Origin of the sequence: Nonomuraea sp. NPDC049750 (assembly GCF_040659625.1) — a bacterium.
In the GTDB taxonomy this organism is placed as follows: Bacteria; Actinomycetota; Actinomycetes; order Streptosporangiales; family Streptosporangiaceae; genus Nonomuraea.
In genome coordinates this window covers 667,018-685,019 of the sequence record NZ_JBFANB010000003.1, presented here as the reverse complement: position 1 = coordinate 685,019, position 18,002 = coordinate 667,018, and the positions used below count along the sequence as shown (strand labels likewise).

16 protein-coding genes are annotated in these 18,002 nt (G+C 69.5%); 11 read left to right on the top strand and 5 right to left on the bottom strand.

The features are described from left to right. Positions 1 to 72 precede the first annotated feature (72 nt). Entirely contained in the window at positions 73 to 1,788 is a 1,716-nt protein-coding gene (locus AB0J16_RS11630) for an ABC transporter ATP-binding protein (RefSeq protein WP_358537407.1), read from the bottom strand. A gap of 219 nt (positions 1,789 to 2,007) precedes the next feature. Here AB0J16_RS11630 and AB0J16_RS11625 point away from each other — a divergent pair, with 219 nt between their 5' ends. From AB0J16_RS11625 to AB0J16_RS11615, 3 genes are all read left to right on the top strand, one after another. Next, complete coding sequence (locus AB0J16_RS11625; protein ID WP_358537404.1) at positions 2,008 to 3,384, top strand: DUF4331 domain-containing protein; 1,377 nt, start codon at positions 2,008 to 2,010, stop codon at positions 3,382 to 3,384. Positions 3,385 to 3,547: 163 nt separating this feature from the next. Further along, complete coding sequence (locus AB0J16_RS11620) at positions 3,548 to 4,753, top strand: tetratricopeptide repeat protein (RefSeq protein ID WP_358537401.1); 1,206 nt, start codon at positions 3,548 to 3,550, stop codon at positions 4,751 to 4,753. Next, a complete protein-coding gene (locus AB0J16_RS11615; protein ID WP_358537398.1) occupies positions 4,750 to 6,255 on the top strand; it encodes a High-affinity nickel-transporter in 1,506 nt (501 codons plus the stop codon). The genes AB0J16_RS11620 and AB0J16_RS11615 overlap by 4 nt, the downstream gene beginning before the upstream one ends. A gap of 89 nt (positions 6,256 to 6,344) precedes the next feature. Here the strand turns inward: AB0J16_RS11615 and AB0J16_RS11610 are convergent, their stop codons facing one another. Together AB0J16_RS11610 and AB0J16_RS11605 are read right to left on the bottom strand one after the other, a co-directional pair. Beyond that, positions 6,345 to 6,905 (bottom strand): GNAT family N-acetyltransferase, encoded by a 561-nt coding sequence (locus AB0J16_RS11610; protein WP_358537395.1) that lies wholly within the window; start codon positions 6,903 to 6,905, stop codon positions 6,345 to 6,347. Then, positions 6,883 to 8,295: a helix-turn-helix transcriptional regulator gene (locus AB0J16_RS11605; protein WP_358537392.1), complete on the bottom strand. Its 1,413-nt coding sequence runs from the start codon at positions 8,293 to 8,295 to the stop codon at positions 6,883 to 6,885. Before AB0J16_RS11605 ends, AB0J16_RS11610 begins: the two co-directional genes overlap by 23 nt. 173 nt (positions 8,296 to 8,468) lie before the next feature. Here AB0J16_RS11605 and AB0J16_RS11600 point away from each other — a divergent pair, with 173 nt between their 5' ends. From AB0J16_RS11600 to AB0J16_RS11575, 6 genes are all read left to right on the top strand, one after another. Beyond that, complete coding sequence (locus AB0J16_RS11600) at positions 8,469 to 9,065, top strand: hypothetical protein (RefSeq protein ID WP_358537389.1); 597 nt, start codon at positions 8,469 to 8,471, stop codon at positions 9,063 to 9,065. 521 nt (positions 9,066 to 9,586) lie between these two features. Continuing rightward, entirely contained in the window at positions 9,587 to 9,988 is a 402-nt protein-coding gene (locus AB0J16_RS11595; protein ID WP_358537386.1) for a hypothetical protein, read from the top strand. After that, positions 9,972 to 11,210, top strand: a complete 1,239-nt coding sequence (fxlM, locus tag AB0J16_RS11590; protein WP_358537383.1) for a methyltransferase, FxLD system — start codon at positions 9,972 to 9,974, stop codon at positions 11,208 to 11,210. The genes AB0J16_RS11595 and fxlM overlap by 17 nt, the downstream gene beginning before the upstream one ends. Before the next feature lie 30 nt (positions 11,211 to 11,240). Continuing rightward, positions 11,241 to 11,375 (top strand): FxLD family lanthipeptide, encoded by a 135-nt coding sequence (gene fxlA / locus AB0J16_RS11585; RefSeq protein ID WP_358537380.1) that lies wholly within the window; start codon positions 11,241 to 11,243, stop codon positions 11,373 to 11,375. A gap of 68 nt (positions 11,376 to 11,443) precedes the next feature. After that, on the top strand, positions 11,444 to 14,302 hold the full coding sequence (locus tag AB0J16_RS11580; protein ID WP_358537377.1) for a lantibiotic dehydratase: 2,859 nt from the start codon (positions 11,444 to 11,446) through the stop codon (positions 14,300 to 14,302). After that, positions 14,299 to 15,033, top strand: coding sequence for a thiopeptide-type bacteriocin biosynthesis protein (locus AB0J16_RS11575; RefSeq protein WP_358537374.1), 735 nt, complete (start codon positions 14,299 to 14,301; stop codon positions 15,031 to 15,033). Before AB0J16_RS11580 ends, AB0J16_RS11575 begins: the two co-directional genes overlap by 4 nt. A gap of 144 nt (positions 15,034 to 15,177) precedes the next feature. On the opposite strand, the gene AB0J16_RS11570 is transcribed toward AB0J16_RS11575, so the two are convergent. Then, on the bottom strand, positions 15,178 to 15,927 hold the full coding sequence (locus AB0J16_RS11570; protein WP_358537371.1) for a TetR/AcrR family transcriptional regulator: 750 nt from the start codon (positions 15,925 to 15,927) through the stop codon (positions 15,178 to 15,180). Positions 15,928 to 16,047: 120 nt separating this feature from the next. On the opposite strand from AB0J16_RS11570, the gene AB0J16_RS11565 reads away from it, so the two are divergent. Together AB0J16_RS11565 and AB0J16_RS11560 are read left to right on the top strand one after the other, a co-directional pair. Beyond that, positions 16,048 to 16,284 carry an NAD(P)-binding protein gene (locus tag AB0J16_RS11565; RefSeq protein ID WP_358537368.1) on the top strand — a complete coding sequence of 79 codons (237 nt, stop codon included), beginning with the start codon at positions 16,048 to 16,050 and terminating at the stop codon, positions 16,282 to 16,284. A gap of 113 nt (positions 16,285 to 16,397) precedes the next feature. Next, complete coding sequence (locus AB0J16_RS11560; RefSeq protein WP_358537365.1) at positions 16,398 to 17,249, top strand: FAD-dependent monooxygenase; 852 nt, start codon at positions 16,398 to 16,400, stop codon at positions 17,247 to 17,249. Here AB0J16_RS11560 and AB0J16_RS11555 read toward each other — a convergent pair. Beyond that, positions 17,246 to 18,001 carry a hypothetical protein gene (locus AB0J16_RS11555; RefSeq protein WP_358537362.1) on the bottom strand — a complete coding sequence of 252 codons (756 nt, stop codon included), beginning with the start codon at positions 17,999 to 18,001 and terminating at the stop codon, positions 17,246 to 17,248. The genes AB0J16_RS11560 and AB0J16_RS11555 overlap by 4 nt on opposite strands. Between the last annotated feature and the right edge of the window lies 1 nt (position 18,002).

The following is an 18,002-nucleotide window of genomic DNA, read 5'->3' as shown; positions in this document are numbered from 1 at the left end:
CCGGAGACGCCCGGGAGAGGGGCCGCCGGCGGAGGTCCTTCAGGGGAGGAAGTCGGGAGTTGGGGCGTGGTGCTAGCTCACCAGGAACTGGGTCGCGGCCAGTTCGCGGTAGAGGTCGTCCTGGCCCACCAGTTCGTCGTGGGTGCCGACCGCGCGTACCCCGCCCGCCTCCATAACCACGATGCGGTCCGCGTTGGTCACCGTGGACAGGCGGTGCGCGATGACGAGGACGGTCGTCTCGGCGGCCACCTCGGCGATGACCTCGCGCAGCCGCAGCTCGTTGACCGCGTCGAGCTGCGAGGTGGCCTCGTCGAGCAGGAGCAGCCTGGGCTTGCGCAGCAGCGCCCTGGCGATCGCCACCCGCTGCCGCTCGCCGCCCGACAGCAGCACGCCCCGATGTCCGACGGCCGTGTCGAGCCCCTCCGGCAGCCTGGCGACCAGGTCGTCCAGGCGGGTGCGGGTGATCGCGCGCCGCAGCTCCTCCTCGGTGGCGTTCTGGGCGGCGAAGAGCAGGTTCTCCTTGAGGGTGCCCGCCAGCACGGGCGCGTCCTGCTCGACATAGCCCAGCGTGGCCCGCAGCTCGGCGAGCGGCCAGTCGCGGATGTCCCGGCCGTCGACCGTGATCAATCCGTCCTGGTGCTCGTAGAACCGCTCCAGCAGGGCGAACACCGTCGACTTGCCCGCGCCCGACGGCCCGACGAGCGCGGTCAGCCCGCCCGGCGGCACCTCGAAGCTGACCCCGTCGTGCACGATCGGCCGGTCGTCCCCGTACCGGAACACCACGTCGTCGAACCGCACGCCCGCCGGCCGCGCGGCGAGGAGGGCCGCCGGAACCGTGGCGCCGACGGGCTCGGCGGGCAGGTCCTCGATCTCCTTGATCCGCTTCATCGCCGCCAGGCCCTGCTGCAGCTGCACCATACCCTCGACGATCTGCCCGATGGGCGCGACCAGGTAGAACAGGTACAGCAGGAACGCGATCAGCGACGAGACCTCCAGCACGCCCGAGGCGACCCGCGCCCCGCCGACGGCCAGCACACACAGGAAGGCGATCTGCACCGTCATCCAGGTCGCCACCCCGGCCAGCGAGGTCCATCCGGCCACCTGCAGCCCCCGGTCGCGAGCGCGCGTGGCGGCGCCGCCGACGACCGCGATCTCGCGCTCCTCCGCGCCGCTGGCCTTGACCGTCCGGTACGCCTGCAGCGCCCGGTCGAGCACGGCGCCCATCTCGCCGACGGCCTCCTGGGCCTGCTTCTGCGCCCGCTGGATCCTGGGCATCACCAGCCCGGTCAGCCCGCCGATCACCACCACCACGAGCAGCGTGACCAGCAGCAGCACGCCATCCATGGTCGCCATCATGATGATCGCGCCGGCCAGCATGAACACCGCGCCGATCGAGTTCACGACCCCGTTGGTCAGTACGGCCCGCAACAGCGTCGTGTCACCGGTCACCCGCGACAGCAGATCGCCGGGCTTGAGCCGGTCCACGTCGGCGACCTTCAGCCGGAACATCCGGTCGATGAGCCGGCGCCGCGCGCCCAGCACGATGCCCTCGCCGGTGCGCTCCATCAGGTACGTGCCCAGCGCCGACACCACCGCTCCGACCAGTACCGCCACGGTCAGCCCGACCAACGGCCCGGCCATCGACCGATCCTGCCCGAAGGCGTCCACCACGTACTTGGCCAGCAACGGCATCGCCAGGCCGGCCGCCGAGCCGACCAGGCCGAGTAACCCCCCGAGTACCAGGATCTTCCTGTGCGGGCGCATGTAGGCGAGCAGCTCTCTGATCACCGTTTCTCCTCTCGCGATATATCCCGAAAACCCAACGAACGGCGGATCGCGATCCGCACCCGTCAACCTAAATTGACGACCAAAGTATGTCAACCTTCGTTGACGTCTCATTCTCGAGGAGGAGAAGACACATCCGTTCGCGGAGTTGCGACGAATACGCCGTCGAGGAACCCGGCCGGAACCTCTCGATCTCGATCAGCACTCTCGAAAGGACCGAACATGGAGCTCCGGATCAACCGGCGCGCTCTAGTCGGACTGGGCGTCGCGGCGGCGTTGACCGCCTCCTCGTTCGCCCTGCTCCGTACCGACTCCGGCGACGCTTCCTCGCACCGCGAGGCGCCGATGATCGCGGGCGACCCGCGTAACGACAACACCGACGTGTACGCGTTCGTCAGCCCCGACAAGGCCGACACCGTGACCCTGCTGGCCAACTGGATCCCGTTCCAGGAGCCCCAGGGCGGCCCGAACTTCTACACGTTCGACACCAAGTCCCGCTACAACATCAAGATCGACAACGACGGCGACGCCAAGCCCGACATCGTCTACCAGTGGACCTTCCGCGATGAGGACCGGCGCGGCAACGCCACGTTCCTGTACAACAACGGGCCCGTCACCTCGCTCCACGACGAGAACCTGCTCTTCCGCCAGCACTACACGCTCAAGCGGATCACCGAGGACGGCAGCAGGACGCTCGTCTCGGACGGCATCGTCGCGCCGAGCAACGTCGGCCCCGCCTCGATGCCCGACTACGGCACGCTGCGCGCCCAGTCCCTCAAGAGCCTCCCGAACGGCGGCAAGGCCTACGCCGGCCAGTCCGACGAGGCGTTCTTCCTGGACCTGCGCGTCTTCGACCTGCTCTACGGCGGCAACCTGTCCGAGGTCGGCCAGGACACCACCAAGGGCTACAACGTGAGCACCCTGGCCGTCCAGGTGCCCGCCCACGACCTGGCGCTCCGGGGCGACACCCGGCGCAACCCGGTGGTCGGCATCTGGTCCACCACGGACAAGTGGCGCCCGAACGGCTACGTCCAGGTCTCGCGCCTGGGCAACCCGCTGGTCAACGAGGTCGTGATGCCGGCCGGTCTGAAGGACGCGTTCAACTCGCTGCCCCCGGTCAAGGACGCCGGCATCCCCGAGGTGGTCAAGCGCGTCACCGACCCCGAGGTGGCCAAGCTGCTGGAGGGCATCTACGGCATCAAGGCGCCGGCGACCCCGCGCGGCGACCTGGTCGAGATCTTCCTGACCGGCATCGCCAAGGGCAACGGGCCGATCAAGGCCGACCTGAACTCGCAGACCCTCAACAAGGACGCCGGCAAGCTGCGGCCCGCCGAGATGCTGCGGCTCAACATGGCGGTCCCGCCGTCCAAGGACCCCAACCGGCTCGGCGTGCTGGCCGGTGACCTGGCGGGCTTTCCGAACGGCCGCCGCCTGTCCGACGACGTGGTGGACATCTCGCTGCAGGCCGTGGCGGGCGCCGCGCTGTCCGGCAAGCTCGTCCCTGGCCTGACGGACAAGGTCGACAAGAACGACAAGCCCATCCTGGACTCGTTCCCGTACATCCCGCTGCCCAGCAACGTGGCTGTGAACCAGCGGTGAGCCCCGACCGGTCGGCCTCCTCTCCGGGCCGGCCGGTCCCCCCCGCGGCGGGCCCGTCTCCCAAACTCCCGCCGCGCCCCCGGCCGGCCGGCCTTGTCCCCCGTCAGGGCCGGCCGGCCCTCGACCCGTCCGCGCCGACCCCTTCCGATCTTCGGAGCCTTGGATGCGATCCCTCGCCCTTGCCGGTGGCCTCGTCGTGGCCGGCGCGCTGGCCGTCACGGCCTACGCCGTCTACGCCCCGCCGGCGACCTCTACTGGAACCACGCAGGCCGTGACCTTCACGGAGACGCTGCAGGCCCGTCTGAAGCGCCTGCCCGGCGACTACCGCGGCTGGGCCCAGCTCGGCCTGGAGTACGTCGACCAGGCCAGGGTCACCGGCGACCCGTCGTACTACACCAAGGCTCAAGGGGCCCTGGCCACCGCCGCCCGGCTGAACCCGGCCGATGACGCGGTCCTGACCGGCCAGGCGGCGCTCGCCGCCGGCCGCCACGAGTTCTCCGACGCGGTACGGCTGGCGCGGCGGGCCATCGGCGCCAACCCCTACAGCGCGGCGGCGCACGGGGTGCTGGCCGACGCGAAGACGCAGCTCGGCGACCTGAGCGGGGCCTCGAAGGCCGTGGACGCGATGATGGGGCTGCGTCCGGGCGTGGCGTCGTTCGCCCGCGCCTCCTACGCGGCCGAGCTGCGCGGCGACCGGACGGGGGCGCGCAAGTTCCTGGAGTACGCCCAGAACGACGCCTACGCCCCGGCGGACGTCGCCTACACCCGCTACTACCTGGGCGAACTGGCCCTGCACTCGGGCGACCTGGCCGCGGCCGGCGCCTGGTACGCCAAGGCGCTCCAGGCATACCCCGCCTACACCCCCGCGCTCGCCGGACAGGCCAGGGTCGCGGCGCTCGGCGGGCGGACGGCCGAGGCGCTCGATCTCTACCGGCGGGTGGTCGAGCGGCTGCCGCTGTCGCAGTACCTGATCGAGCAGGGCGAGACCCGGATCAAGGCGGGGCTGAAACCGGACTGGACCCTGCTGGAGGCCCAGCGGAAGCTGCTGCGGGCCGCCGGGGTGCGGGACGACCTCACCTGGGCCGAGTTCGAGGCCGATCACGGCGACCCGGCGCTGGCCGTACGGCATGCCAGGGCCGAGTACGCGCGCAATCCCAACCTCGTCGCCGCCGACGCCCTCGGCTGGGCCCTGTTCAAGGCGGGCAAGCCGCGCGAGGCCCTGCCGTACGCGAAGAAGGCCACCTCGACCGGCTGGCGCAACCCGCTGCTCGGCTACCACCGCGCCCAGATCGAGCGCGCACTCGGCAAGCCCGCGCGCGTGCCCCCGGGCTTCGATCCGTCCCTGCCCGCACTGGCGAGGTTCTCATGAGGGTGCTCCGGCTCGGCCTGCTGTCCGCCGTCGCGGGCCTGGTGTTGTCGACGTGCGCCTCGGTGCTGTTCGTGGCCGCGGCGCGGGCGGAGACGGTGGCCCGGCATCCGCTCGGGAACTTCACCGTCAACCACTACAACGGACTGCGCCTGCGGCCCGACCGGGTGGAGAACGAGGCGGTCGTGGACGCGGCGGAACTGCCGACGCTCCAGGCGAAACCAGGCGTGGACGGCTCGTACGCGGCCAGGACCTGCGCCACGCTGGCCGCCGCCCAGCGGCTCACCGTCGGGGGTACGGCGGTGCCGTGGCGGGTGTCGCGTTCGGCGTTCGCCTACGCGCCGGGGCAGGGCGGTCTGCAGACCAGCCGCCTGACCTGCGGGCTGGTCGCCGAGATCCGGGTGTCGGGCGCGGTGTCGTTCACCGACGCGTTCGAGCAGGAACGGATCGGCTGGCGCGAGATCACCGCCGTCGGCGACGGGGTACGGCTGACCCGGTCGTCCGTGCCGTCGGTCAGCGTGAGTGACGAGCTGCGCAAGTACCCGCAGGACCTGCTGACCAACCCGCTCGACCAGCGCACGGCCGCCGTCACCGTCGGCGGCGCCGCCTCCGCCCTGTCCGGCGACGGCTCCCCCGGCTCCGGCGGCACGACTTCCCGGCTCGGCACGATCAGCGTCGGTGGACCGGTCGGGGACGCGCTGGCGGCGCTGGACCGGACGTTCACCGGCCTGATCGGCGCCGACTCGCTCACGGTGCCGCTCGGGCTGCTGGCCGTGGCCCTGGCGATGCTCCTCGGGGCCGGGCACGCGCTGATCCCCGGACACGGCAAGACGATCATGGCCGCGTACCTGGCCGGGCGGCGCGGACGGCCGCGTGACGCCCTGGTCGTGGGGGCCACGGTGACGGCCACGCACACGGTCGGGGTGCTGGTGGTGGGCCTGCTGCTGAGCGCGTTCACGGCGCTGGCCGGGGAGGCGGTGCTGGGGTGGCTGGGGGTGGCCAGCGGCGTGCTGATCGCCATCATCGGCCTGCGCCTGCTCCTGTCCACCCGCCGCGCCACCGGACACGGGCACGGCCACGGACATGGCCACGGTCACGGTCACGGCCATGGGCACGGCCATGGGCACGGCCACGGGCATGCGGACGAACACGAGCACGGCCACGGGCATGGGCACGAGGGCTCGACGCGGGCCGGGCTGCTGGGGATGGGGGTGGCGGGCGGGCTGGTGCCGAGCCCGTCGGCGCTCATCGTGCTGCTGGGGGCGATCGCGCTGGGTCGTACCTGGTTCGGGGTGGCGCTGGTCACCGCGTACGGCATCGGCATGGCCGCGACACTCACCGTGACGGGCCTGCTGCTGGTCAAGCTCGTCGACCGCCTCGAACGCCGCGCCTCACGGGGACGGGGCCTCGCCGCCCGGCTGTCCACCCTGGCACCGCTGGGCACGGCCGGCATGGTGATGCTGCTGGGCGCGGGCCTGGCCCTCCGCTCGGCCATCGCGCTCTAAATCCTGGCCGACCTCCGGACCAAGATCCTTGACGGCACCTATCCGGCGGGCGAACGGGAACCACGTTCCTCAGCCGCGCGGCGGTCGTCTCACTCCAAGCGCAAATTTCTTACCATGACCGCAAACACCGGTGCTCCCGGCAACGGGTTCCGTTTCTCGCCTACCTTGTACCATCCCCATTTGCGGTACGCAGCTACGGCAGGCGTAGCCGCTGGCAGCACGGTCAAAGTGGCCCGTTTTTCCGGTCTGCTAGTCAGCAGCATGTCATGGATGGTTTCGGCCACATGCTGGCGTCGCCACGGCGCGCGTACCAACAGCTCGACCAACGCCCAGGTACGGCCGGGGCATTCGGCGGTGATCTCCTCGGGGAGCGGAGCCACCAGGTTGCGCCACCACGGCGTTGTCGGCTGCAGCGTCACACCGAAACCAAAAGCGACGAGGTGGCCGTCCTCTCTTGCCGTGATGAGCCGGTATCCCTCTTGCTGACGCTGCACTTCAAAGCGTTCCCGGAATAGCTGGGCGTGCTCCGGCCCCCACGCATACGGCGGCCCGGCGTAGACCTCGCTGTACAGCTCGGTGAGTTCGTCTAGTTGCTGGGCGGCCCGTTCGCTGCTGAGCGACTGGTAATTAATGGCGAGCAACGAGTTCACACTCCCTCGCCGGGGCGGCCCGCCGCAGGTAATCCCGCAACTGCTCGTGGAACGTGGCGACCTCGGAGCAATCGGGGTAGCGGCCCACCAGTGCGCCATCCAAGCGGATGAACCAATCCACCACCAGTGTTGAGCGTGCTTGCTGGGCCATCTGCAAGGAGGTGTGAGCTACGATCGCGGCCTCCACCGGCTCACGCTGAGCCAACCGAACCTTCGCCAGCCGGACTTCATCGAAGATGCGACTGCGCGTGTATCCCTCATCCCGGCTGGCGCGCGCACTCAGGGTGTGGCTTTCGGCCCGCGTCGCGTACTGCTGCCAACGTGCCGGCTGCGTGCTTCGCAGCGCCAACTCGGTGAAAGCGTTGGCCGCCAGACAATCCACCTCTGCCTGATTCATGTAATGGACCCAGTCCGGGCGGGTGTCAGCTTGCGCTTCTTGCCAGATTTCAACACAGGCATCGGCGCTGCGCGCGGCGTTCCCGGCTTCTCGTTCTCCCAGTTGGGCATAAGCACGGGCTTCCAACCCCAGCAGTTCGGCGCGTACCAGATCATTCGCACCGTGCGGCAGGCTGCATAGCGCGGTGCGTGTCAAGCTCAAACTGTCGCTAAATTTACCCAGCGCGGTAGACAGTTGCGTCATATCGCCGGTGATCTTTGCGCCCAGTGCCGGCGCAGCCGCTTCACGGCAGGCGTGCAGTGCCAGCAAGTAATAGCGCTGGGCCATGCCGTGGAGCCCTTGATCGTAGGCCATCCATCCGGCCAACTGTGCCAGCTCGGCAGCCACATGGAACAGCCGCCGCGTAACCTCAGGGGAGTTGTGCTCGTTCAGGCTTTCAGTGACAGCGTTCAACTGCCCGACAACGGCCTTCCGGCGCAAACCACCGGCGCCGGAGGCATCCCATCGCCGAAACAGCACTACCGCCTGTTCCAGCTCTGCTAGCGCCTCCGGGCGCGCCTCACTGCTGACAGGTATGACCGGCAAGCCGGCTACCCACTGGCGTATAGGTTGCAGCAAAGCGGAGCCGGCCAGTACCGCCAGTTGCGCGACCACCTGTCGCCGAGACGCGATGTCGTAGCCTGTAAAACTCTCCATGATCTCTACGGTGTGCTGATTTGTGAGTGAGAAATCCAGCGGCACCGACGAGTGCAAGATGTAGTCGCCTGACTTGCCCGGCAGCGTAACGATGTCGGCCAGCAGTTCCTCCAGCTCAGCCGCTGTGACCTTGAGCAGGGCGGCGATCTTGGGATGCAACCATGGCTGCGGTTCCGTCTCGGCCCGCTCCCAGCGACTGGCAGTGGAACGTTCGACACCCAGCGCGTCGGCCAACGCCTCCTGCGTCAACCCAATGGCCTTGCGCCTCTGGATGAACCGAACCCGCTTCAGTGCCACGCGCTGAGCTCCCTCCGCCACCACCAAGCGTAAAGCGCCAGCCATTCAAGTGCCCTGCTCATCGGGCATGGTGCTTCATTTCTGCCACCTCTGATGCCGCGAAACCGCTCTGGAGCTACCTCGGGCGGCTTGGTTTGCTGCTTAAGCGCGGGATGAACGGAAGGAGACGGGCCATGAGCAACGGCAACGGCAGCGGCACCCCACGGCACCGCCATGGCTCCCCACCGCCCGGAGACATCCCACGGCAGGACACGGTGTACGACGCACTCCACGGTGACATGGACAACGATCGCCACCTTTCTGTGGATACATCAGATCCCGACGAGAAGAACGACACGTCCACAACCGACTGCGAAGTCAGCACAGAACTACCCGAGGCCCCCATGACCGATGACCGCACCTCACCGCCACCCGGAGTGGATCCGAACACGCCCAGCACGGTAGTCCAGCAGCACGTCGAGGACTTCCAGCACCGCGCCAGCGAGGTGCTGAGCGACGAGAATGCCCACCTCCTGGCCGCGCAGTTGCAGGAGTCGTGGGACGGCCGCTGGCAGGTGATGTGGGAGCCGTGGGGCCGCAAGTTCAGGGCGTTCCCGGCCTACGACATGGACGTCAACGCTCCAGTCGACGGCAGAAGCCTCCGCGAACTGTGGCGCAACGTCCTCAATGTCGATCCGGAACTGCTGCTGGCCGTAGCCGAGGCCATCCCGGCGCATCCTCCCACGGTCGTCCACATTCCCCCCGGCTTCTTTCAGGAGATGGCCGGGTGAGCAAGCGAGACGTGGCCCAGCACGCTGCCCACCGAAAGGTCCGGCAGCAACTCCCCACGTCCCGGCGCGACCGGCCGGAGGGGCGAACCCCTCCACGGTCGTGCACTCCGGCGCGGGCCGACCATCCGAACTCTCCATTTCCTCGGACCCGCGCCGACTCGTCTCGCGGCCCACGTACGGGGACAAGCCCGGCTGTGGGCCGCGAGATCCACCTCTCGGTCGTCCTCTTCCCCACTGCGCGAGCCTGGCCGCTTCGCCGTGGTTGGGCGACCGGGCCGGGGAAGGCGGACACCTGGATGTGCATTCGTCCGTCTTCCCCTGGCCGCCAGGGGGCGTACAACGCCCCGGCTCCTCACGCGAAGGTCATGTCATGGACGCCGGTATCGCACTCGCCTTCCTCATCCACAACATCTGGCAGGAGGGCCAGCGACCGCCGCTCGCCAGCGACGACGCTTACAACCCTCCCATTACCGCTCTCCCCACGGCATCAGGCAGTCAGACCCGCGTGGAGAGAGCAGACGATGACCAGAGCCCGACAACCGCAGCACGAGCAAAATGAACCCGCGTTCAGGTGGGAGCCGTACAGGACGGTCGGCAGCCAGCTACGCGTCTCACACACCTCATGCTGCGGCCGGTGGGAGTGGGCGTCCGAGGGCGGCCAGTTCTTCGTGCTGCGCCGCACCGGCGACCGCTACGAGGAGACCGGCCGCGGCCTCTACCGCCAGGCCCTCGACATCTACATCGCTCTCGCCGAAGCGCACCACGCCGAGCATCTGCGCCGTGGGGAGACGCCGGAGCCCGACACCTTCCTGAAGGACGGGGACGGCGTGGCTGAGCCCGGAGGATCCCGCCAGCGGCCACGATCGACCAGTTGCCCAGCACCACCGAGAAGAGGGGATCCAACCTGTGACCACCGACAATGACGTCCAAGACGTCACAGCGCTACGCACCGCCATGATCGAGAAGATCGCCCTTCGCCACCAGGCGCTGGGCTTGGTGCTGCCGGCTGAGGTCGAGCGGGCGCTGCGGACGGTGCCTCGTAATCTGTTCACGGGCGACGTCGATCTGCAAGCCGCCTACGAGGACACCGCGGTCGTCACCAAGCGCAACGAGCGCGGCGCCTCCATGAGCTCGGTGTCGGCGCCCTGGCTGCAGGCGGTGATGCTGGGCCAGGCAAAGCTCAAGCCCGGCGACCGGGTTCTGGAAGTGGGATCCGGCGGCTACAACGCGGCCTTGATCCGAGAGGTCGTCGGGCCGACGGGTTCGGTGACCACGATCGACATCGACCCTGAGGTCACCGACCGCGCCCAGCGGTTCCTGGCGGATGCCGGGTACGGCGACGTGGAGGTGATCTGCGCGGACGCCGAGTTCGAGATCGAGCCAGGCCGCACGTTCGACGCGATCATCGTCACGGTCGGCTCGTGGGACGTTCCCCCGGCCTGGCCCTCGCAGCTCGCCAAGGGCGGCAGACTGGTCGTCCCGCTGCGCACCTGGGGCTTGACCAGGTCCTGGGTCCTGGAACATCAGGACGGCGCCCTGGTGAGCCGTGATCGTCAGGTGTGCGGCTTCGTCTCGATGCAGGGCGCGGGAGCCCACAAGGGCACCGCGACCCCGCTGCTCGACGCTGACAGAGATCACACGGTCGGGCTGTGGCGGGATGAAAAAGACACCATTGACGCGGCGGCGCTATCTGGAGTGCTGAACCTGCCGCGCGCGGAGGTGTGGACCGGCATCACGGTGGGTGCCCGGATCCGGTACAGCGACCAGGACCTATGGCTCGCCACGACCCTGCCCGGCTTCAGCTTGATCACCGCGTCACAGAAAGCGATCGACCACGGCATTGTGGCGCTGCCATGGCAGTACGGCACACCGGCGCTCGTGGACGGCCCCAACCTGGCCTACCGCCCCAAGCCCCGCCCCATCGACGGCGACGTCTTTGAATTCGGCGCGTTCGCGCACGGCCCGCAAGCCGAGCAGTCCGCGCGGCGGTTGGCCGACCAGATCGCCGCGTGGAACCTGGCCAGTCGGCCGGAACCCCGCCTGTCGGTCCACCCGGCAGACACACCGAACGGCGAACTACCAGACGGGCACGTCCTGGACAAGGAACACGCCCGTCTCGTGATCTCCTGGCCGACGGCCAGGTAGCCCCACCCTCCGATCGAAAGGATCCGGTACATGGAGCCGCACGAGTTCACCCTCGACGTCCGCTTCTTGAAGACCGCACCCGCGTCCATAGGACTCGACTCCGACGACTGCACCAGCGACGGCTGCGGCGAGACCCCCGGCAGCGCCGGCATCGCCAACGGCTAACCCCTCCCCGTGTTCCCGGCCACTCCGCATGGCCGGGAACACCCCCTCGAGAACGGAGGAACGGCCAGATGCATCGCTTCCGAGCCGTGGACGCCGCCGTCGTTCGCGTCGCCGCCTACCCGAAAGACTTGGCTCTGCCGCCATGGCCCGACCTCACCGGGAACGATGCTCGCGACGCTGCCGGCTGGATCTGCGAGGTCTGGCCGATGCCAGGGGTAGGCGACGCCGTCACAATCGCCAGCCCTGATCTGGCTCACGTCCTCACCGCGATGTGCGCGAACCCGAACGCCTTCCGGCCGCGTCAGATCCATCGCGCGGCCGAGGCGCTGATGCGTTATCTCCTGCGGTGGACGAGCCGGGCCACACCGTTCGGCCTGTTCGCCGGAATCGCCCCTGTCACCCTGGCTTCCGCTACCTCGGTCGCGTTCGGTGACCGGCATACCGCCGTACTGCGGCCGGATTCCCTGTGGCTCGCCGAGACGATCAGCGCGCTGGAAGACGATCCAGCTTTGCTGCGAGTTCTGCCGGTCCAGGCGAACAACCTGGGGTTCGCGCGCGGCGCGGACTGGGTGCTGCCCTACCAGCCCAGCGCTGAGGGGACGGTGTCGGAGGTGTCCGTGCGCTACACCGCGGCGGTCCGCATGGCCCTGGAGGAGGCGGCCACTCCGGTCGTCTTCGGCGATCTGCTGGCGAAGCTGGCCGCCGAGTCTCCGCAGGCACCGGTCACGGTCATCGAGGGCATGCTCACCGAACTGGTGCGGTTGCGGATCCTGCTCACCAGCGTGCGACCGCCGATGACCGTCACCGACCCCGTCGCTCACATCACTGCCCAACTGCAAGGCCCGGCCGCCACTTCTGCTGACCTTGATCCGGGCTCCCGGCTGGCTGTCGGTCTGCGGCTGGACTGCTCGATCAGCCTGCCTCCCCCGGTGATCGAGGAGGTCGAGGCGGCCGCCGCGATCCTGGTTCGGCTGGCCCCCAGACAGCCCGCGTGGCAGGGGTACCACACCGCGTTCGTCGACCGTTATGGTCCGGGGGCCCTGGTGGGCATCCGGGAACTTCTGGACCCTGATCGCGGGCTCGGCTATCCCGACGGGTTCCGCGGCTCGCTCACCACCCACGACCCCGCGCCGACCCGCAGAGACGCCGCGCTGGCGGCCCTTGCACACAAGGCTGCCCTGAGCGGGTACGCCGAGCTGGTCTTTACCGATGACATGGTGGCCGAGCTGGAGAAGACGGGCGGCGGGGCAGCGCCGGGCGTCCCGCACACCGAGGTGCGGGTCGCCGTCAGCGCCCCGACTCCCGCCGCGTTGGACGCCGGGAACTTCACCCTCATGGTGGTGTGCGCGTCGCGGCACGCCGGCACCTCGGTGGGCCGGTTTCTGCACCTTCTGCCCGCCGCGGACCGGGAGCGGATCATCGGCGCCTACCGTCGCCTCCCGACCAGCACGGACGGCGCGATGGCCGTGCAGTTGTCGGTCCCTCCGCTACGTGCCCGCACGGACGGCCTGGCCCGCACTCCGGATGTGCTGCCGGTGCTGTCGCTGGGAGAACATCGCCACCTGCGCGACTCGGCGGTTGATCTCGACGACTTGGCGGTCACTGCCGACGCCCGCCGCCTGATCCTGATGTCGCTCACACGCGGCCGCGCCGTGGAGCCGTTGATGTTGAACGCGACCAACCTGCACCACAGCGCCCACCCCCTGGCCCGGTTCTTGTGCGAAGTCAGCACCGCGACCTCGACACCCTGCACCACCTTCAGGTGGGGTCGTATCGCCGACCGGTTCGCCTTCCTTCCACGCGTCCGGTACGGCCGGACGGTCCTCAGCCCGGCTCGGTGGAACCTCGCCGCCCCTGACCTGCCCGCAGCGGCCGCCACCACCGGGGAATGGGCCGAGCGCTTCCAGGAGCACCGGCACTCACGCCATATCCCGGACGTGGTGCGGTTGGGCGACGATGACGTCCTGATCCGCCTGGACCTGACCGAGGGCGCACACCTGGCGCTGCTACGCCACCACCTGGACCGCACCGGCGAAGCCCGGCTGATTGAGGACGTGAGCGACGACGCCTGGCTCGGCGGGCGCCCCCACGAAATCGTCGTCCCCCTCGCCTCCACCACTCCGCCCCACCCCTGGCCGCGACCATTGCGGCGCGAGCGAACCCATCATGGTCCCGGCCACCTGCCCGGAGACTCACCGTGGCTGTACGTGAAACTGTTCGGCCACCCCGGACGACAAGCCGAACTCCTCACGACCCATCTGCCGGGGCTGCTCGCCGATTGGGAGCATGGGCCCTGCGATAACTGGTGGTTCATCCGCTACAACACTCCTGCACCGCACCTGCGGATCCGGCTGCCCCTGCATGATGGCGACCGGTATGGGCCCGCCACTCGGTCGTTCGGACAGTGGGCACGCACCGTGCACCGTGCCGGATTGCTGCGCGATCTCTGCCTGGACACCTACCGGCCGGAAATCGGCCGGTTCGGCACCGGCCCAGCCCTGGCCGCCGCCGAAGGCGTGTTCGCCGCCGACTCCGCGGTCGCGGTCGCGCAGCTACGCGCCACGGCTAACCCTCAGGCTGCGACCGCACTGATCGAACGGAGGCGTACAGCGCTGGCCACCTACCGGGCGCTTCTCGAACGACGCCTCCGCACCCTGGAGAACACATGCCTACTCAACACTCGATCCCCTCACGCCCACCCGTACCACCCAGCAAGATGGCCGATGCCGTGCTCGCGGTACTGTCCGGCACCCCTGCCGAGGTGGCCGCAGCCGCTATCAGCGCCCGCACGGAGACTCTCACCGACGCAGTCGATGCCTACCAGGCCGCCGGATACCAGGCGTTGGAAGCCCGCACGGCTGATCATGGCTGGTACAGCATCCGCGTCCAGTTCGCCGATTGGGAGAGCGCCGAGCAGGCTGCCATGACGCACCTCAGCCCACGCCTGGATCGCCTGTGCGAGCGCAAGCTGATCAGCGGATGGTGGTTCATCCGCAAGCATCCATGCTGGCGGCTCCGGCTACGCCCGCTCGATGGCCTCGTCCCCGATGTGAAGGCCGCCGTCAACGCCGTGCTGAACGACCTGACCGGGTCCGGGGTGCTCACCCGCTGGTGGCCGACCATCTACGAGCCGGAGACCGCCTCGTTCGGCGGGCCGGTCGGAACCGAGATCGCCCACGCCCTGTTCAGCACCGACAGCCGCCACATCCTCGCCTACCTGCGGCAGCCCCCGCCGGACGTCGGCCGTAAAGAAGTGTCGATGCTGCTGTGTGCCACCCTGCTGAGCGCGGCCGGACTGGATCGGTTCGAGCGCGGAGACACCTGGAACCGCATCGCGGAACTGCGCCCCCTTCCCACCGACGCTCCCTCCGCCTGTCTGGAGGACCTGGCCGAGCGGATCCGCCCCCTCGTCGCCTCCCCCACCGGCTCGATCGCCCTGGATGGGCCGTGCGCCTTCGCCGCGCCCTGGGCAGCCGTCTTTCGCGATGCCGGGCAGTCCCTCGGTGAAGCCGCGTCCGCCGGCCATCTGGACCGGGGTGTCCGGCACGTCCTCACCCACCTCGTGATCTTCCATTGGAATCGTCTTGGCTTGTCCGCCACCACGCAAGGCATCCTCAGTCGTGCCGCATGCGAAGCCCTCCTCCCTTCAGGGAAGTGATCATGCTCTTCGTCGGGCTTGAACGTAGCTGCCGCCCTGTCGCCGGAGCACTCTGCTTGCAGAGGGATGGCACCCGGCGGGACGCTCCGACAGGCTTCAGCACCACTTGGAGTGCCGTTTTTTCCTCCGCCCGGCCATCGCGCTCTAGCCCGGCCCGGGGCCGCCGCGCTGCAGGATGAGTGTGTCCACGCCGTCCAGGATCCGGGCGAGGCCGAAGGAGTAGTCGAAGCGCCGATCCGGCTCGGCGGTGTCCTCCGGATAGTCGAAGGCGCCCGCGTCGACCGCCGTACGCAGGGCCGGAAAGCGCCGCGCGTCGACGAGGTCGCCGAGCAGCGCGCTGTAGGCGGCGATCGACTCCCCCGAGGCGGCGGGGCCGAGATGCGCGCTCATCCGCGCGGTGGTGAGCATGTAGTTGGCGATCAGCAGGACCACGCCCGCCTTGTCGCTTTCGGGGAGCCCGGTGTCGCGCAGCGCATTCAGGGCGCGATCGGTCCACGTCAGCTGGTTGGGGGTGATCGGCGGTCCGGTGACGGGCAGATCCACGATCCAGGTGTGGGCGCGCAGCATCACCCACTGCGCCGCGCACCAGCGCTCCAGGCCACGCCGCCAGTCGTCGCAGGGCTCGTCGAGCTCGGCGGGCACGGCCGCGACCGTGTCCAGCATCAGCAGCAGCAGCTCATTCTTGCTCTTGACGTGCCGGTAGAGCGACATCGTGGTGAAGCCCAGCCGCTCGGCGACCCTGGCCATCGACACGGCGTCAAGGCCGCCGGCGTCGGCCAGCTCGACCGCCGCGCGGGCGATGCGCGGCGGGCTGAGCCCCTGCCTGGGCTCAGGCGCCGGCTCGTCGAGTCTTCCCCAGAGCAGGTCGAGCCCCGGCGGCAGCTTGTCGTTCATGGTCCTCACCTTCGCCCATCGCCCTCGCCTTTCGCGACGTCCGTCCGGCGCCGACGCCGACGCCGACGAGCTGGGCCGCACGCTTGCGCTCCCGCCAAGTGTATGTCATACACTCGGTGTATGACATACACAGCACTGATCATCGGTGGTGGGATAGCGGGCTCGTTATGCGCGGTCGCCCTGCGCAAGGTGGGGATCACGCCGGTCGTCTATGAGGCGTACGACCGGACCGCCGACCACACGGGCGCCTTCCTGACGCTCGCGGTGAACGCGCTCGACGCCTTGCGCGCCCTCGACGTCGACCTCGGCGACATCGGCTTCGACACGCCGCGCATCGTGTTCACCAACGGCTCCTGAAGGCGGCTCGGCGAGCTGCCGTACGGCACCACCCTGCTGGACGGCATGGTGACCGGACCGTCAAGCGGGCCGACCTCTACCGCGCCTTCCGCGACCGGGCCGTCGGATCCGGCGTGCGCGTCGAGTACGGCAAGCGGCTCGTCGACGCCGAGAGCACCGGCGACGGGGTGCTGGCGAGGTTCGCCGACGGCACCTCGGTCCGCGGCGACCTGCTCATCGGCGCGGACGGCCTGCGGTCACGTACCCGCGAGATCATCGACCCGCACGCGCCGGACGCGCGCTACGGCGGGCTGCTCAACACGGGCGGCTACGCCCGCGGCGTCTCCACCGGCTGCGAGCCGGGCACCATGAACGCGATCTTCGGCAAGCGCTGCTTCTTCACCCATACGACGCATCCGAGCGGCGAGGTGTGGTGGGCGGCGAATCCGGCCCAGGCCGCCGAGCCCGACCCCGCCGAACTGGCCGCGATCACCCCCGAACAGTGGCGGTCCCGGCTGATCGGCCTGTTCCGGCACGATCGCGGGCCCGCCGCGGACATCATCGCGGCGACCGGCGAGATCTTCGCGGGCTGGAGCACCTACGACGTGCCGACCGTGCCGAAGTGGCACAACGATCGGATGATCATCATCGGTGACGCGGCCCATGCGACCGCCCCCTCGATCGGGCAGGGCGCGGCCATGGCCATCGAGGACACCGTCGTGCTGGCCAAGTGCCTGCGGGACAGCCCGGACATCGCCACCGCGTTCGCCGCCTACCAGCGGCTACGGCGCGAGCGCGTGGAACGCGTCGTCGCGCAGGGCAATCGGACCGGCGGCTGGAAGACACTCGGTCCCGTCGCCCGGGTGCCGCGTGACCTGATCATGAGCCTGGCCATGAGACGCATGGCCCGCACCGGCGACAACCCGAGCCGGTGGATCTACGAGCACCACATCGACTGGGACGAACCCGTCTACAGCGCGGGCTAGATCTGCCGGCGTCCGCGCCGGGTGGAGGGCAGGTCGTGGCGCCCCGAGACGAACTCCTGGACCGCGATCTTGGCCCTGATCACCGGCCGGCGCCACCGTTCCTCCCGGTGCGCGGCCGTGGCCAGCTTCCGCGGGCGCCGCTTCTGGTAGAACAGGTGGGCCCATGGAGACCCGGGTCTGGCCAGCCGCACCGCGCCCACCAGCAGCAGTACGGGCACGAACAGGCCCACTATCCCGGTCCAGATCTTGCCCTTCAACAGGGTGGTCACGGCGAGCACCATGTTCGCCACGAGCAGCGCGCCTGGATTGACCGGGGTCCCGTAGTCGAACGACAGCGGCCGGAGCCCGGTGAGCAGCAGCCCCGTCATCGCGACCGCGATGAACACCGCGTCGACCGAGGTGCGGCCCTCTTCCTCCCAGTACACGTCGTGCAGGTGCAGGATCAGCGCGAACTCGTCCAGCACCAGCGCCGACCCGATCCCGAAGACGGCGGCCGCCGCGGCGTAGGCCACCTGCGACGCCGAGGACACGATCAGCCCGCTGACCCCGCCGACCAGCATGAGCACGACCCCGAACACCACGTGGTGGATGTGCATCTCGCCCACGTTGACGTTGCGGAACCAGCCGACCTTCGCCCTGATCAGCCGCACGTTGACGCGGGTGGCCACGAAGGCCCCGATGAGCGCGACGAAGAAACAGAACAGCGGCAGCCGTCCCGTGTCGACAATGCTCAGCTCGAACCAGTTCCCCATG

Excerpts from the sequence above, each read along its gene's own strand:
- fxlA (WP_358537380.1), top strand. The coding sequence starts at position 11,241 with ATGGAGCCGCACGAGTTCACCCTCGACGTCCGCTTCTTGAAGACCGCA.
- AB0J16_RS11570 (WP_358537371.1), bottom strand. The coding sequence starts at position 15,927 with ATGAACGACAAGCTGCCGCCGGGGCTCGACCTGCTCTGGGGAAGACTC.
- AB0J16_RS11615 (WP_358537398.1), top strand. The coding sequence starts at position 4,750 with ATGAGGGTGCTCCGGCTCGGCCTGCTGTCCGCCGTCGCGGGCCTGGTG.
- AB0J16_RS11595 (WP_358537386.1), top strand. The coding sequence starts at position 9,587 with ATGACCAGAGCCCGACAACCGCAGCACGAGCAAAATGAACCCGCGTTC.
- AB0J16_RS11575 (WP_358537374.1), top strand. The coding sequence starts at position 14,299 with ATGACGCACCTCAGCCCACGCCTGGATCGCCTGTGCGAGCGCAAGCTG.
- AB0J16_RS11625 (WP_358537404.1), top strand. The coding sequence starts at position 2,008 with ATGGAGCTCCGGATCAACCGGCGCGCTCTAGTCGGACTGGGCGTCGCG.
- AB0J16_RS11565 (WP_358537368.1), top strand. The coding sequence starts at position 16,048 with ATGACATACACAGCACTGATCATCGGTGGTGGGATAGCGGGCTCGTTA.
- AB0J16_RS11555 (WP_358537362.1), bottom strand. The coding sequence starts at position 18,001 with ATGGGGAACTGGTTCGAGCTGAGCATTGTCGACACGGGACGGCTGCCG.
- AB0J16_RS11580 (WP_358537377.1), top strand. The coding sequence starts at position 11,444 with ATGCATCGCTTCCGAGCCGTGGACGCCGCCGTCGTTCGCGTCGCCGCC.
- AB0J16_RS11600 (WP_358537389.1), top strand. The coding sequence starts at position 8,469 with ATGAGCAACGGCAACGGCAGCGGCACCCCACGGCACCGCCATGGCTCC.
- AB0J16_RS11620 (WP_358537401.1), top strand. The coding sequence starts at position 3,548 with ATGCGATCCCTCGCCCTTGCCGGTGGCCTCGTCGTGGCCGGCGCGCTG.